Raw genomic sequence first — 16237 nt, forward strand, 5'->3', positions numbered from 1 at the left:
CCTTTTTCTTGATGTTTTTTAACCTTTTCACATATTTGTAATACTATTTCTCACTGGCTTTCATTTTCAAAAGTGCTGCATTTACCACATGCTCCACCAAAATTGAAGTCGTGACTCCGCCAACTCCTCCTGGAACCGGTGTAATTGCATCTACAATCGGTTCTGCCTCATCAAATGCTACATCTCCGCACAGATTGCCTTCTTTGTTCACATTGATTCCCACGTCGATAACAACCTGTCCCGGTCTTAAATGTTCTTTCTTTATAAATCCTGCACTTCCTGCTGCCGCAACTACGATATCTGCCGCCTGTACTTCCTGCTCCAGATTCTTAGTCTTTGTATGACAGACTGTAATTGTTGCATTTTTCTTCAGAAGCATCATAGATACCGGCTTTCCGACTACAAGGCTTCGTCCTACGATCACTGCTTTTTTTCCGGTACAGTCAATTCCATAATGATCCAGTATCCTGATACATGCACTTGCGGTACAAGGCGCATAGCCCATCTCTTTTCCAGCAAATATACCTGCCATGGAAAGATTGGTAATTCCATCTACGTCCTTTTCTACAGCCAATGTATTTAAGATTTTCTCTTCGTCCAGATGAGATGGCAGCGGGCGGAAAACCAATACTCCGTGAATATCTTCCGCCTTGTTTAGTTTCTGGATCGTATCAATCACTATTTCTTCCGTTACATCTTCCGGAAGCAGAAACTTTTCATATGCCACAGATAATTTTTCGCAACGCTTGACAGCATTGCGCTCGTATGCAATATCATCCTGTTTTTCACCAATTCGGATAATTCCAAGTTTCGGCATCACTTGATGCTCTTTTAATGTTTTTACTTTTTCTTCAATCTCCTCATTCAATGAAGCAGTTACTTCTTTACCTAACAGTATCTGTGCCATTTTACGATTCTCCTTTTTCATTACCGTGACTTAACGAATCTCATTGCATACATTTTCAAATATTTCATCTGCCTTCTTCTCATAAGTTTTTCTGAGACTGTCTGTCTCATCATTCAACTGTTGAGCTAAGACACGATCTTTCATAGATTTTGTGTTAATATAAATGTTCAATGACGCGCCCTGCAGTGCAGACTTCAAAAGTGTTGCTCCGACTCCTGCATCACTAAGTGCAATCCGGCTTCCTTTTTCAGCAAACTCTTTCATCAGGTCTAATCCTCTTGCACAGGTTTTCATAATTTCAAGCGGTACTTCACATGCATCTTTTAACACAACTGCCATAACTTCTTCCTTTTTTGCAAGTTCTTCCGGCGTACTCTTTGGCAGACTGTACGCTTTGCTTAATGGTTCAAAGACCTCGGCATCTTTTGCCACAAGTTCAAGAAGCCGCTTTGTAATTTCATCTGCTTCTTTTTTACAACGGATAATATCTTCTTCTACATCTGCATAACGCTTCTTACCGACAGTAAGACTTCCCACCATATTGCCGAGTGCCACTCCGATTGCTCCAACTAAAGCAGAAGCTCCGCCGCCTCCCGGAATCGGGGCACTGCTTGCAAGGACATCAATAAACTCCTTGCATGAGTTTTCTGTAAAATCTATCTGTTTATCTAATGAACTCATAGTACGTACCTCATTCTTTAAATACTTTAAATCGTAAAGATTGTTATTATAATAACATTTTCTAAGTGACACATCAATTTCCATATTATCTAAATCTATGTGCCAATTTTATCTACATTTTGTAAAAACTATGACATTTCATAATAATGTGCGTAAATACCCCCACGTGCAATCAACTCATCGTGTGTTCCACGTTCTGCTATTCCATTGTCGGCAACGACCAGAATCTCATCTGCATTACGAATCGTGGACAAACGATGTGCAATTGTAATGGTCGTACGATTCTTTGCCAACTCTTCAAGACTCTGCTGGATCCAACGTTCACTTTCATTGTCCAATGCACTGGTTGCCTCATCCAGAATCAGGATTGGCGGATTCTTAAGGAAAACTCTGGCAATAGAAATTCTCTGCTTCTGTCCACCGGAAAGTCGGGTTCCTCTTTCTCCGACAAATGTTTCATATCCATCCGGAAGTTCCATAATAAAGTCATGGATATTGGCTTTCTTTGCCGCATCTTCAATCTCTTCCATCGTAGCGTCAGGCTTACCATATGCAATATTTTCACGGATACTTCCACAGAAAAGATAAACATCCTGCTGCACAAGACCAATCTGATTACGCAGACTCTCAAGGGTCAGCTTTCTCACATCTTTTCCGTCAACCGTAATCTTTCCACCTGTTACATCGTAAAATCTCGGAAGCAGGGAACAAATTGTTGTCTTGCCACTTCCAGAAGGACCAACCAACGCAATTGATTTTCCAGCCGGAATATGGAACGATACATTTTCCAGAACCGGCGTGTCATCATCACTATAATGAAAGGAAACATTTTCATAATTCACATCTCCCTTCACATCATCAAGCGTCTCTGCGTCCGGTGCATTCGTAATCTCAGGCTCTGTCTCGACCACGTCCAGAAATCTCCGGAATCCGGACAGACCTTTCTGCATCATCTCAGTCAGCTCCACAAGAATCTGAATCGGGCTGATAAAGATTCCGATATAAAGCGCATACATAGCAAGATCAGCTACTTCCATCTGACCATGGGCTATGAGCCAGCCTCCAAATACAAGCGTAATCAGATACATCATGCCCTGAAAGAACAGATTTCCACTCATAAAGCTTCCCATACACTGATAGTTCGCTTTCTTAGATAAAAGAAATCCATGATTGCTCTCCATGAATTTCTCCCGCTCAATCTCTTCATTTGCAAAAGACTGTACGACACGGATTCCGGCAAGCGTATCCTGCAAACTGGAATTCACGTTCCCGATTTTCTGCCTGTTATCCATAAATGTTGTCTGCATCTTCCGGTTCTGGCTGCCTGAAAAGAAAATCATAAATACAACCATCACAAGAAGTGGGATCGCAAGCTTCCAGTTGATCAGGAATAAAAATACAAAAGAGCCGATAATTTTAATCAGCGAGATAAATAAATTCTCCGGTCCGTGATGCGCAAACTCCGCAATATCAAACAGATCCGATACCAGTTTACTCATCATCTGTCCGGAATTGTTCTGATCATAATAAGAAAATGATAATTTTTCATAATGATCAAACAATTGTTGGCGCATATCTCGCTCCATATGTGCTCCCATCATATGCCCCTGATAACTGACATAATATTTGCAACATGCCTGAAGAACATAAATCAAGAACAACACAATCCCTATCGGTACAAGATTACGCATAATTGAAGACGCATTTTCCACAAACAACGTCCTCGTAAGTGTCCGTAAAATCTGAGGAAAAGCCAGATCCACCAGGCTGATTATCGCTGCACAGACAAGATCTAAGAAAAAAACAGCTTTGTACGGCGCATAATATTGAATAAATCTCTTTAACGTATGCATTTAAAAACCTCTTTCTACCCAAAATCGCTAGTAATATTATATATACAATTTTGAAAATATATAATTGGGGACGGGGTTTTTTCAAAAAAACCCCGTCCCCAATTAAACTTTAACCTGTCCCTTTTTGTAATCGTCAAAACAATTCCAATTATTTCAAAAAGTCTGGATCTTCAAAATAGTTTATCTTCATAGAATTTTTTACATCTCGAAGTGTTTCTGCAGCTTTTGCCTCTGCAACCTTGCTTCCTTCTTTGAGAATGTCGTATACATCCGGGAGTCTCTTCTCCCATGATTTTCTTCTCTCGCGAATTGGTGCAAGTTCTGCCTGCATTACATTGTTCAGGAATTTTTTTACTTTTACATCTCCAAGTCCACCGCGTTTGTAATGTTCTTTCAGTTCCTCCAGGTTTGCATAATCTGGAAGAAATTCGTCTACATATTCCTGCTTGCAGAATGCATCAAGATAAATGAATACCGGGTTGCCTTCTACCTGCCCTGGATCTTCGACTCTTAAGTGATTCGGATCCGTGAACATGGACATAACTTTTTTCTTAATGTCTTCTGCTTCATCTGACAGGTAAATACAATTTCCAAGTGATTTACTCATCTTTGCCTTACCGTCGATTCCTGGCAGTCTCAGGCATGCTTTGTTAGATGGAAGAATAATATCTGGCTCTGTCAGTGTCTCACCATACACGCTGTTGAATTTGTGTACGATTTCTTTACACTGCTCCAGCATCGGCAGCTGATCCTCTCCTACCGGTACAGTTGTTGCACGAAACGCCGTGATATCTGCTGCCTGACTGATCGGATAGCAGAAAAATCCGACCGGAATGCTTGCCTCAAAATTTCTCTGCTGAATCTCGGCTTTTACTGTAGGGTTCCTCTGTACCCTGGACACTGTAACCAGATTCATATAATAAAATGTAAGCTCTGTCAGTTCCGGAACCATAGACTGAATGAAAATATTAGATTTTGCCGGGTCGATTCCGCAAGCAAGATAATCCAGTGCCACATTCATAATATTCTGTCTTACTTTCTCTGGATGTTCCGCATTGTCTGTCAATGCCTGAGCATCTGCAATCATAATATAGATTTCATCATAATCACCGGAATTCTGCAATTTCACACGCTCCTGCAGTGATCCTACATAATGTCCCACATGAAGACGTCCTGTTGGTCTGTCACCGGTTAAGATAATTTTCTTCATTTTTTGTTCTCCTTAGCATATATTTTACATAATCTGTATCCATATACAATTACATGTCTTTATAATCTGCCTGCTTTCCTTATATTATCTATGCTTAAAGCGTAGATTCAAAGCAAGCAATATCTACGCAAGCAATATCTACGCAGACAATATCTTTGTTCATTATAAGCTTTTCTTAAGAAAGCGTCAATACACGAACACAGTAATTCGTTAAACTGTAGGTTTAGGTTTATCCTGTAAATCTATATTATAAATCTATTCTTTTATTATTATGCTACACCTTGTTGTCCTTTCTTACATGCTACTTCGAATTCTCTTAATTTTCTTTTTGCTTCTTCACTCAGATTTCCCGGCACATCAATCTGGACCGTCACATATTGATCTCCTTGCTGATTCTTATCTTTCATAGAAACAATTCCTTTGCCTCTCAAACGAATCTTTGTTCCGGACTGAGTTCCCGGATTAATCTTACACAATACATTTCCGTGAAGTGTCTCAACCTTCGCCTCACCGCCAAGTACTGCTGTTGTGAATGGAACTCTGACTGTTGTGTAAACATCCATGCCCTTCCGTTCATATCCTGGTTTTGATGCGACTTTCACTTTCAGAAGAAGATCTCCTGCTTTTCCGCCATTGATTCCCGGATTTCCTTTTCCGCGAAGCCGAATACTCTTACCCGTATCAATGCCGGCCGGAATCTTTACCTTCAATGCTTTGCCTACTACTTTTCCATTATTTTCCGTCAAATGTATGACTTTCTCACAACCAAAGGCAGCTTCGTCAAATCCTACTGTAATTTCTGCTGTAACATCTGCTCCGCCCTGGCTGTAATTTGCATACGATCCACTTTCGCCAAAGCCACTTCCACTAAAGCCGCTTCCTCCAAAGCCACTTCCACTAAAACCAGTGCCGCCAAAGCCACTTCTTCCAAAGCCACTTCCACTAAAGCCACTCCTTGATCCTTTCGAAGAACTTCTTGTAGCGCCGCCAAAGCCACCAAAGCTTCCTCCAAAAATGTTCTTCAGGAAATCGTCCATATCGCCATTTCCTTCAAAATGATATTCATGGAATGTACCGTCCGGTCCTGCATACTGGTAAGTACCGCCTCCATTTCTGCTATAAGCGCCACCATAAGCACCACCTGCTGCACCGCTTCCATCGAATGCAGCATGACCAAACTGGTCATACATTTTTTTCTTTTCCGGGTCACTTAATATATTGTAGGCTTCTGTTGCTTCCTTGAAGCGCTCTGCCGCCTGTGCATTTCCCTGATTTGTATCCGGGTGGTATTTTTTTGCCAGTTTCCGATATGCCTTTTTTATTGTGTTCTTGTCTGCATCCCGGCTAACTCCTAGGACTTCATAATAATCTCTTTTTGCTGACATAATCTGTTCCTCCCTTAGTTTGCTGTTTTTCATATTCAAGAATGTCTGCAGATTGTATTCTGATACCCTCTGATATCTTAAATTACCCCACAGGAATTTACCTGTGGGGTAATCATATCTGCCATAAAACATAATTTCTCGATTACTTTAGAACTCTTTTTGTTCTACTTGTAATATAACACTCATTTTTCATAATGTCAACATAAGATTATATTTTTTTAACGCCCGGAATTATTCATATTTACCCCCAATAGGCTCGCCCATTTTTACCAATGTCTCTGCCTGTGCTTTTGTATTATGGATAATATCCTTGTCCGGTTCTGCCATGCCAGGCTCTGTCATCACCACAATCGTAGAACCACCGAATTCGAACATTCCTTTTTCGTCACCACGTTTTACCTGAGCAGAATCTTCTTCATGATTATTGATTTTTCCAACCATCAAAGCTCCTACTTCCATAAGAAGGATTGTTCCTAGCTCCTTTGTCTTTAGAAGACAATATTCCCTCGAATTCATTTTGTAAATTGGATAGTAATCATTTGCCACTGGGTTCACGGTATGAAGTACGCCGCGAATCTTCCGCTGCCTTGACTTTCGTCCATCTGCTACATAGCAGTACCGGTGATAATCATCCACTGTCAGACGGATCACATAAATCCAGCCACCCATATAACGTTCTGCCAAACGTTCATCTTTTAAAAGCTGCGCTGCCGTGTACTGTGTGTGTTTGATCCAGAATCTCCCTTTCTGCGTGATTGGATATGCAGTGACTTTTCCGTCGCTTGGGCTGATCAGAATATTTTTCTGTTCATTGATCGGTCTTTGCTCCGCCTTGATCTTCCTTGTAAAAAATGCATTATAGGAATCAAATTCCTGCTTTTCATAAATGCCAAGATCAATGTGATTCTTTTTTACAAAGGAAGGGATTATCCTCCTGGAAAGTCTTGTACTTAAAAACTTTCCACAAATATCAGAAACTGCCGGAGACAAAAATGGGCGGAGCAGCATTCTGGTCAGCGCATGACCATAAATAACTTCTAACAGGTGATCCTGTCCAGTCGTTCCGTCTATTTTCGTTCCATCACGAGTGATATATGTCACAGCCATGTCTTTTCCCTCACTTAATGTTCAATCTCTCATATATTCTTTCACGATTCCACCTGGCTTTGCAGGAATTCTCTACCAGATATGCAGTCCATGCAGCACTGCCAGTGCGACAATGACAACCATGACAGTCTGTCCCAGCTTCTTCGGCTTGCGGAGTCTGAAATTTGTGATAAACAAAAGTCCGATGATCAGTACAAGCGCATGCAAGGCAATGATAAAATCTTTGCCAAGTATCGGACGGAACACATATAAAATAGGAAGTGCAACTGCCATAGAAGTAATCGGAAGTCCTTGATAACATTCCCTGTTTTCCGTGGTCTCTTCCTGACGGATTTCTTCAGACACATTATACCATGCCAGACGGATCAGTCCTGCCAGCACATAGAACATCAGAATCGCAACTCCGATACCATGGTTCATTCCCATACGATATGCGATCAATGTCGGACCCACACCAAAACAGATAATATCTGCCAACGAATCAATCTGAATTCCAAACTTTTTCTCCACTTCAGTACGATTTTTTTTCGTCCGGGCAATCTTGCCGTCAAACATATCACAAAATCCTGACAGTGCCAGACAGACAATCGCCATTCTCGGATAACCATTCATAGAAAACAGCATTCCTCCCATCGAAATCAATACACTTACATAAGTCAGCACTACTGTGTAATCATATACACCTAACATCATTCATTTTCCTCAACTTTCTTATCCCTTTTTAACATTTCTTCCTATTGTAAAATTCGCAAAAATTGTAAGCAGTGCACTTAAGAGCAGCTCGGTGTAATATCCCAGGCCACGGCTTAAGAGCATTCCCGGAAGCAATAACTTATTTCCAAATATTGGTAAAAATATTCTTAAAAATAACTGTTCGCTGATTCCCATTCCTCCTGGCAGTGGCAACATATCCACAGCCACAGAGATGGTTCCCTGCAATATAATTATGACAAACGCAGAACTTCCGGAGAGTCCAAATGCTTTATATACAAACCAGGTTGCCGCGAACAATGCAAATCTCTGGAATACTGTAATTGCAAACACTCCCACAAGCACCCATACATGCTCCCGCAGATACACCGCCGTAGCACGGTACTGATCCATAGAAGCATTCAACTTTTCAAGTCTTGAACTCTTTTTCTTCATCAAATGCATTTTTTCCAGAAGGTCAAGTCCTTTTACAAGAATTGATCTTGCAAGCATCGGATGAAATACAAGTACCAGCATTCCTGACACACAGAATACATTGAGTGCCGTCCCCAGATAAAAAATGTGACGAACCCGGTAAAGGTGTGCCTTAATAAAGCCCTGACCAAAAATTGTCAGTGTAACTCCGATGACCACAAGTACCAGCTTATATGTAATCGTCACGATCATAAGAACAAGCGTAGACACCGGAATCGGAATCTTCTCTTTTTTCATATAATATATCTGAGCCGGCTGTCCGCCTGTCGCTGACGGAGTAATACAGCTAAAGAAAAAACCGACCGAGGAAAATAAAAAACAGGTCCATTTTTTCAGTTTGATTCCAAGCGTATGCATCATATAAAAAATGATGATGGATTCACCCCAGATAAAAATCACGACACAGATCACACCTGGAATCAGCCAAAGCGGATCCACTGTCTTCACAATGTGGACGATTTCTCCCAGATCCTCCCCGTGAAAGACGCCATACAGTGTTCCGGCAAATACAAGGATCAGGAATACTATATTAAATATCATTTTCTTCTTATCTGCCATTCTTCCTTCCCCCTGTCAGCTGTTTCCTTTTGGCCCGAAAAAAAAATCCTTCCATACATGTTTCAGCCGGTTAATGATATGTTGCAGCCAATCTGACATATATTCAACGATTCTCTGATAAATCTGATATCCATTCGTACGTCTGCTTATCTGCCATGTTGCTTCTGCCACCAAAATTCCACTAAATACATCAACCAGTACATGCTGTCTGAGCGCAAGGGTAGAAATAAATACCAGAACTGCGATAATCTCAGACAAATTTTGGTACCACTTTGGAACATTTTCACATTTTCTAAGTCCTATACAGCAAAACCAGCTCGCCATACAGTGAATGGACGGAAACAAATTTACCGGCTTGTCAATCTGGTACAGGAAACGAACTGCACCAGTAAAGATATCACTGCCTGTAAGTTCCGGTCTTGTATTTGTAGTTGGGAAAAATACAAAACAGACAAAACAGATCAGCCGCGCATAAAAGTCAGCAGTAAAAAATTGATACCTGTGCTCATCTTTCTGCGCCGCAATGAGTAGATAATTCACAACCCAGAATATATAGCATCCAAAATAAATTATGATGAATTGCGGCATAAATGGAACAATCCTGTCAACAGAACTCGACAGATTGTGTGCCACAATTCCTGTTTTGATTAAGGGTGCACTCCAGTATACCACAGAATTCAACAAAAATGTAAATATCGGTGGCAATAAAATTCTTAAGATTTCTTTTTTCTCTTTTTTACACATTTTCTCTCTGCTTAATTTGTTCATAATACCTATTTTATACGCAGAAAATAAAATAACAACATACTTTAGAATATCTTAATAAAATTTATGAGTTTCCTTAAGAAACTATGGAGTTTCGGCACTCTGCTAAGCTTTCCAGACCCTTTTGTCATATGCACACACGCTAAAAAGCCGACTAAATAAGTGATTTTCTCATTTAGTCAGCTGATATATATTTTCAAGACTCATTCATAATCCTCAATGTGAATTTTCAGTCTGCCTGGCAAACAGATTTCTTATAAGAAGTCCTTGCAGGATACGAGAAGGTCTATCTTCTTCCACTGCGTCTCTTCGTCAATACAGTTTCCTTCTTCCACGGAAGCAAATCCACACTGCGGGGAGAGTGCAATCTGCTCTCCCACTACCGCTTTTGCTTCCTCATAACGTTTCTTAATTTCATCGTGGTCTTCCAGAACAGGATTCTTTGTGGAGATCAGACCTGCCACAAAGAGAGCGTCCTTATCTTTTAACACTTTCCAAGGTTCAAAAGAACCTGAGCGCGCATCGTCATACTCTACAAAGAATGCATCATACGGAATGTCTGCAATGACTGGTGCCACTGCATCATAAAATCCAGAAAATAACGGATTCCCTTTGAAATTTCCTTTGCAGAAATGTGTTGCAACAACCATATCAACCGGCTTCTTTTCCAGTGCTTTTGTGGACACATTCCAAAACCAGTTCAACACCTCTTTCTGCGTATAACCAAGTGCTTCTACTTTCTGTAAAAACTTCTCATCGATCAGGTAGGTCCATGAAGTATCGTCAATCTGCAGATAACGGCATCCATGATCATAAAAATCCAAAATTGCATCCTGATAAGCCTTTGCAATATCATCAATCAAAGCTTTTAAATCTCTTTCGTAATACGGAGTTTCTTTGTTGCCAAGCTGAAGGAAGTGATCGATCAGAATCATATTCGGACCGGAAATACATTTCTTCGCAGTCACGCCTTCATACTGGGATGCCAGCCTGTGAAGATAATCCCATGCTTCCACCTCCGGGTGAACCTTATTCTTGTCATAGAAAATCTTTCCTGTCACTGTTCCAAGCTCGATTTCATTGCTCGTTCCATTGATTTCCTTCGTAAAATGAATTGTATCAAATCCATCGAACTCTTTCAGCCAGTCCAGATGCCACCAGCGGCGGCGGAACTCTCCATCTGTGATAAATGGAAGGCCATGCTCCACTTCTTTTTTAACCAGCTTTGCAATCTCCTCGTCCTCAACCTTTTTCAAATCTTCTCTTGTGATTGCACCACTTTTAAACTCTGCTCTCGCTTTTTTAATTGCCTCCGGGCGGAGGAAAGAACCTACAATATCATACTTTATCTGAATCATATCAAAATCTCCTTTTCCCATGTTTTTTGTTATCCTCTTCATGCATTACACTATACAAGAGAAAAGAAGATTTGAAAAATATATAAAAAGCGCAGTTTGTCATAACTTTAAGTTATGGCAAGGTGCATTTCTTAAGAAATCATTTTTCCATTGTGTCTGTTGGTCAGTATCGTTTAAAACTTCCTGATCTTGTGAAATATAATTGTCTCGAACAATATCTGCACTTTCTTCATATAAATGTTCCAACGCCTCGAATTTTTCTTCAAACTGCCCGGAAAATTTGTTCCAGATCTGTGCATGATATTTCTGAAACCCGAAAAGATCTGTCAGATAACTAAACCGCTCCAAATCCTCAAATGTCATTTTTCTATTTTCAAGTAAAATATCTCTGTCCTTCTCTCCACAAAAATACAAAAATGCATATTTTTCAATATCTGCCTGATTCATATTCCGCCTCCTCTTTTTTGTTCCGTTTTGCCTCACTTTTACAACCGATTTTATCTTGATTCAACTGCAAAATCAATAGAAAAGGTGCAAAAAACGAGACGGAATTTGAGACTAATAAACAATACATTACAGATATCAAAATCAATGCATTTACTATGTATTTTGATACTTATCTTCGTGGTGCTCCAGCCAGATAAAGGCACCAACACAAATCACCACAGAAATGAGTGAGCCTGCCGGAGCTGCACATCCCATTGGGAACAGCGTATCCTTAAAATGCACTGACGCATAGTAGGATAGTGGGATTCTCGCACACACAATCGATATCGAATTATGAATGAACGAAATCACTGACAGACCATATGCATAGAAATATCCACTCAGGCAGAAATGAATTCCTGCGAAAATGCAGTCTGACGCATAGCTGCGAAGATATCCGGCTCCACTTACTGCAACTGCACCATCATTTGTAAATAATCCTACCAGCGGAACTGACACAAACTGTATGATAATCGTCATAATTAATCCATATGTCACCGTAATCATCAGCACATATTTTAATGTCAGCTTTGCACGGTCGTGTTTTCCCGCTCCGATATTCTGCGCCACAAGTGCTGAGATTGTAGACATCATAGACGATGGAACAAGGAATAAAATACTGATAATCTTCTCCACAATTCCAACTGCTGCCGCATCAGTCAGTCCTCGCTGGTTTGCAAAAATCGTGATTACAACAAAAGATACCTGGATGAAACCGTCCTGCAGGCACACCGGAATTCCGACCTTTAAAATATTTTTCATGGTCATGCGTTTCGGTCTGAAATCCGATTTTTCCAAACGAATTCCACTCTTTCTTTTCAAAATCACAACCATCGATACAACTACACTGATTGCCTGTGCGATCGTCGTTCCAAGGGCAGCACCGGCTGCATCCAACCCCAGCAACCCAATAAACAGATAATCCAATCCGATATTGGCCGCACATGCCACCGCAATAAAATACATCGGACTCTTAGAATCCCCCATCCCCCGGAAAATGGAGCTGATAATATTATAAGCTGTGATAAAAGGAATCCCTATAAAACAAATAGTCAGATAACGAACTGTCCCTTCTACTGCCTCCGCCGGAGTAGACATTATTCCCACAATTGGTCGGACACGCACAAGAAGGACTGCCATCAGAACCATAGATATTCCCATAAACATCGTCACCGTATTTCCGATACATTCCGCTGCCTGCCGTTTATTTTTTGCACCGATACTACGACCGATCATCACTGTCGAACCCATGGCAAGTCCCACTATCATTACCGTTAACATATGCATGATCTGACTTCCGATCGACACTGCTGTCGTACTGCTGACTCCTCCGAACTGCCCTACAATGAACAGATCTGCCATTCCATATAATGTCTGTAAAAAGTATGACAGCAAGTACGGTAAAGAAAAATAAACTACCGTCTTGAACACACTGCCACTCGTCAAATCTCTCTCCATAATAAAAATTGCCTTTAAATCCTACTTCTGTATTTTCTCCATTTTACATATATTCTGGATTATTTCTTTCCATATTTTCTCTTTAAGCCCGGCATCTTTTCTTCCATCATTTTCAAGAACCTGTCTTTTTCTCCTGAATCCATTCCATCTTTCTCAATGATTGTGATCTGCCACTCCTTTGTAAAGAGAAGGAAATAATGCTCTGTCTCAATTAATGTATCCATAACTTCATATCTGACTGCATTTTTCCCACCGGAAAGCGGATTCTGGATCAGAATATCTGCATCACGAAATACAATTGGTGCGATCACTTCTTTTTTTCCATAAAGCTCATCCAATTTTTTCAGGAATCCTTTAATCTGTTTGCTCTCGATCATTTTTAATTCCCCATAAAAAATGACAATTGCAAATACTGCCAGCAACATCGTAGACGGTCTTCCTGCCAACATACAATATGCTGCCAGCAGCACAAATGCTGCACTGGCAATTGCACTGATCTTACGGATTCCCGGCTTGATCAGATATTTTCTCGCCTCTTTTAATGCTGACTCATTAATAACCGACTGTACTTCCATTTTAACCTCTCCTCATATTTTATTCCTTATCACTTTTCAGATATTGAAGCATAGCTTTCCAAGCCTCAGGCTGCCTCTGCCTCAGGCTCGATCATTTTCTTGAAAAAATGTGTTTTATAAACACATAGAGTACAATTACAGATGCGCCTAAGTATCCAATTGCACCAAGTGCCGGGATGCCCAGAATCTTCGGCTTCATATCTGTCGTGCAGATAATGCTGGAACTAATAAGTAGCGCCATGACCCAAAGACCCATGACCACATTTCTCGTGACGCGGCGCAACAAATTCGCCAGGTCTTCTCCTGCATGCAGATCCAGATTGATCCTCGTCTGACCTTTCATGTAACCGTCTAAAAGATCTGCCACAAGAGCCGGAATATCCACTGCTTTTCTCATAGACAGATAAATGCTCTTCGCCCCGGATTTTGCTTCTTTTTTCCAGTCATGATTCTGGATAAACTGACTTTTCAGCCGGGATGCTGCAATCTCTACCATATTAATCTGCGGACTGATATCCGCAAGCACCCCCTCTACATGAGCAAGTCCTCTCGCCAGCATAGTCAGTCCGTGGGGCATGGTGATTTTATTTTCCTTCATGACATCCATGAGATCCTGAAGGACTTCTGCCACGTCAATATTTCCCATATCTGCCGTTCCATACTTTGCCATCAAACCTCGAATGTCCTTATAAAGCTGGCTTGGATCTGGCTCTCCGCGAAATTCTCCAAGCGCCAGCACAGCATCCTGGATCATGCCGATATCATTAAGGGCAACACCTTCCACTGCCTTGGCAATCTGTTCCCGGTCGCGTTCTGTAAGTCGTCCCATCATACCCATGTCGATCCAGACAATTTTACCATCCCGGATTCGTACATTTCCCGGGTGCGGATCCGCATGAAAAAAACCGTCATCCATGACCTGTTTGATGAAATTGTCCACATATTTGCTTCCTATTTCATTCATATCATAGCCATCTTCCAGCAAATGTTCCTTATCATCAATGGCGTAACCATCAATGTACTCCATCACAATAACCGAAGACGTGGTGTATTCTTTAAAAAGAACCGGCGTATCCACAAATGCAACGTCCCTGTTCTTCTCTTTGAACTCTTCCATATTCCCGGCTTCAATGATGAAATTCATTTCCTCTTGAGTGACCTTCCACAGCTCATTCAATACCATTTTAAAATCCACCATGTCAGTGATACTGATTGGTGGAACAAGGGATACCAGCTTGTGCATGAGTCCGATATCTCGCGCCATGGTCTCATAAATACCTTTTCGCTGTACCTTAATGACCACTTCTTCTCCAGTTTTTAACCGTGCCCGATGCACCTGCGCGATAGACGCTGAACCAAGCGGTGTCTCATCGATCCACTCAAATTCTTCCTGCCACTCATATCCAAAAGAGTCCCGAAGCACCTCCTCCACCTCATAAAAAGGCATCGGAGGTACATCGGAACACAACTTCTGCAATTCATCACAATAATTCTTCGGTAAAATATCTGATCTCAGAGACATCAACTGACCGACCTTAACAAAAGTCGGTCCCAAGTCTTCCAAAATCAACCTCAACTTTTCCGGAGTGATTCCTTTTGAAATTTCATGCTTGTGAAGAACCGCCGCTATTTCACGAAATCTTCCTTTGTATCCATTTTCATTTTTCTTTTCGGACACGTTATTCTTCCTCTGTCTCAGTTTCTTCTACAGTTTCCATTTTACTGTCAGTTTCAGCTTCTTCTGTCTCCGTTTCCTCATGGTCATCGACATCTTCCACCTCAGTTGCTGAACCTGGAATATCATCGTCCTCTACGACCTCCGCTTCCACAACCTCTGCCTCATGTACCGTATGCATCTTTCCATTGGAAGCTTTGTAATCTTTGATCGTAGACTTCACATTATGCTTTAACTCTTTGTTGAGCACCTTTCCCTGCTCAACTGTCTCCTCACCTTTTTTTGCAAGAGTATCCAGAATATCTGCAGATTTCTCCACTGCATACGCTGCTGTTCCGATTCCTGCAAGTGCCAGTTTCTTTAATCCTTCTCCTAATCTTTCCATAAGTCATATCTCCTTTACGTCTATTCTAAAACTTCTATATCACGGAAGTCTTGTTCTAAATTGGATTACTGCAATATCTGCGCTATCTTCGGCAAAAATATAATGCACCCTGCGATTGCTGCCATAATTGCCGCAATGAGCACTGCTCCCGCTGCGGTATCTTTCGCAACTTTCGCCAACGGGTGGTATTCTTCTGTCACCATATCCACCACCGCTTCCACTGCCGTATTCACATGTTCCAGCGCCATGACCAGTCCGAACAGCACCATACAGATGCACCACTCAATCGCTGAAATCTTCAAAATCACACCCGCAATCACAACAAGCACTGCCGCCACACAATGAATCTTCATATTCCGTTCTTTCCGGACACAAGTAAAAATCCCCTGAAAGGCATAGCCGAAACTTCGATATAGCGGATCTTTCTTTTCCATTTTCATTCGAATCACCTGCTTTTATATGTGTCACTATTATAACAAATTTCATTGATAATATCCAGTATGCCAATAAGTTTTCCCTTTTCAAAATGTGTACCAAAATTGCACAATTCAAAAATGGACAGGTTAAACTTCAATTGGGGACGGGGTTTTTTTCAAAACAATGTCATTAAGTTAAGGATAAAATTGTAATTATTGAGGCTTTGACACTT

General features: G+C 41.1%; 16 protein-coding genes. All 16 read right to left on the reverse strand.

Annotation, left to right across the window (positions count from 1 at the left end):
- Positions 1-43 precede the first annotated feature (43 nt).
- The 16 genes from LI149_RS10980 to LI149_RS11055 all read right to left on the reverse strand — a co-directional run bounded on the left by LI149_RS10980 (position 44) and on the right by LI149_RS11055 (position 16028).
- Positions 44-907 carry a bifunctional 5,10-methylenetetrahydrofolate dehydrogenase/5,10-methenyltetrahydrofolate cyclohydrolase gene (locus tag LI149_RS10980; protein WP_227143351.1) on the reverse strand — a complete coding sequence of 288 codons (864 nt, stop codon included), beginning with the start codon at positions 905-907 and terminating at the stop codon, positions 44-46.
- A gap of 30 nt (positions 908-937) precedes the next feature.
- Positions 938-1588 (reverse strand): cyclodeaminase/cyclohydrolase family protein, encoded by a 651-nt coding sequence (locus tag LI149_RS10985; RefSeq protein ID WP_227143352.1) that lies wholly within the window; start codon positions 1586-1588, stop codon positions 938-940.
- A 128-nt stretch (positions 1589-1716) separates the two neighbouring features.
- Positions 1717-3441 carry an ABC transporter ATP-binding protein gene (locus tag LI149_RS10990; protein ID WP_173786295.1) on the reverse strand — a complete coding sequence of 575 codons (1725 nt, stop codon included), beginning with the start codon at positions 3439-3441 and terminating at the stop codon, positions 1717-1719.
- A gap of 148 nt (positions 3442-3589) precedes the next feature.
- Positions 3590-4651, reverse strand: coding sequence for a tryptophan--tRNA ligase (gene trpS, locus LI149_RS10995; RefSeq protein ID WP_117493999.1), 1062 nt, complete (start codon positions 4649-4651; stop codon positions 3590-3592).
- A 269-nt stretch (positions 4652-4920) separates the two neighbouring features.
- Positions 4921-6036: a DnaJ C-terminal domain-containing protein gene (locus LI149_RS11000; protein WP_173786566.1), complete on the reverse strand. Its 1116-nt coding sequence runs from the start codon at positions 6034-6036 to the stop codon at positions 4921-4923.
- A gap of 231 nt (positions 6037-6267) precedes the next feature.
- A complete protein-coding gene (locus LI149_RS11005) occupies positions 6268-7143 on the reverse strand; it encodes a phosphatidylserine decarboxylase (RefSeq protein ID WP_173786565.1) in 876 nt (291 codons plus the stop codon).
- 72 nt (positions 7144-7215) lie between these two features.
- On the reverse strand, positions 7216-7836 hold the full coding sequence (locus LI149_RS11010; RefSeq protein ID WP_227079278.1) for a phosphatidylcholine/phosphatidylserine synthase: 621 nt from the start codon (positions 7834-7836) through the stop codon (positions 7216-7218).
- 18 nt (positions 7837-7854) lie between these two features.
- Positions 7855-8886 (reverse strand): lysylphosphatidylglycerol synthase transmembrane domain-containing protein, encoded by a 1032-nt coding sequence (locus tag LI149_RS11015; RefSeq protein ID WP_227079279.1) that lies wholly within the window; start codon positions 8884-8886, stop codon positions 7855-7857.
- Positions 8887-8901: 15 nt separating this feature from the next.
- Positions 8902-9426: a phosphatase PAP2 family protein gene (locus tag LI149_RS11020; protein WP_319638906.1), complete on the reverse strand. Its 525-nt coding sequence runs from the start codon at positions 9424-9426 to the stop codon at positions 8902-8904.
- Positions 9427-9905: 479 nt separating this feature from the next.
- Positions 9906-11009, reverse strand: coding sequence for a 5-methyltetrahydropteroyltriglutamate--homocysteine S-methyltransferase (locus LI149_RS11025; RefSeq protein WP_227079281.1), 1104 nt, complete (start codon positions 11007-11009; stop codon positions 9906-9908).
- Between the two features lie 99 nt (positions 11010-11108).
- The gene (locus LI149_RS11030) at positions 11109-11456 is read right to left on the reverse strand and encodes a hypothetical protein (RefSeq protein ID WP_227079282.1); all 348 of its coding nucleotides are present in this window, start codon (positions 11454-11456) and stop codon (positions 11109-11111) included.
- Positions 11457-11609: 153 nt separating this feature from the next.
- Positions 11610-12953 (reverse strand): MATE family efflux transporter, encoded by a 1344-nt coding sequence (locus LI149_RS11035; protein WP_227087276.1) that lies wholly within the window; start codon positions 12951-12953, stop codon positions 11610-11612.
- 59 nt (positions 12954-13012) lie between these two features.
- Positions 13013-13528: a YcxB family protein gene (locus tag LI149_RS11040; protein ID WP_227079284.1), complete on the reverse strand. Its 516-nt coding sequence runs from the start codon at positions 13526-13528 to the stop codon at positions 13013-13015.
- Between the two features lie 91 nt (positions 13529-13619).
- Positions 13620-15206, reverse strand: coding sequence for an AarF/ABC1/UbiB kinase family protein (locus LI149_RS11045; RefSeq protein WP_227079285.1), 1587 nt, complete (start codon positions 15204-15206; stop codon positions 13620-13622).
- Between the two features lies 1 nt (position 15207).
- Entirely contained in the window at positions 15208-15588 is a 381-nt protein-coding gene (locus LI149_RS11050) for a hypothetical protein (protein WP_118145316.1), read from the reverse strand.
- A gap of 65 nt (positions 15589-15653) precedes the next feature.
- Positions 15654-16028 carry a diacylglycerol kinase family protein gene (locus tag LI149_RS11055; protein WP_117606626.1) on the reverse strand — a complete coding sequence of 125 codons (375 nt, stop codon included), beginning with the start codon at positions 16026-16028 and terminating at the stop codon, positions 15654-15656.
- Positions 16029-16237 lie beyond the last annotated feature (209 nt).

It is taken from the genome of Dorea sp. 210702-DFI.3.17 (genome assembly GCF_020560825.1).
Taxonomy (GTDB): domain Bacteria; phylum Bacillota; class Clostridia; order Lachnospirales; family Lachnospiraceae; genus Dorea; species Dorea formicigenerans.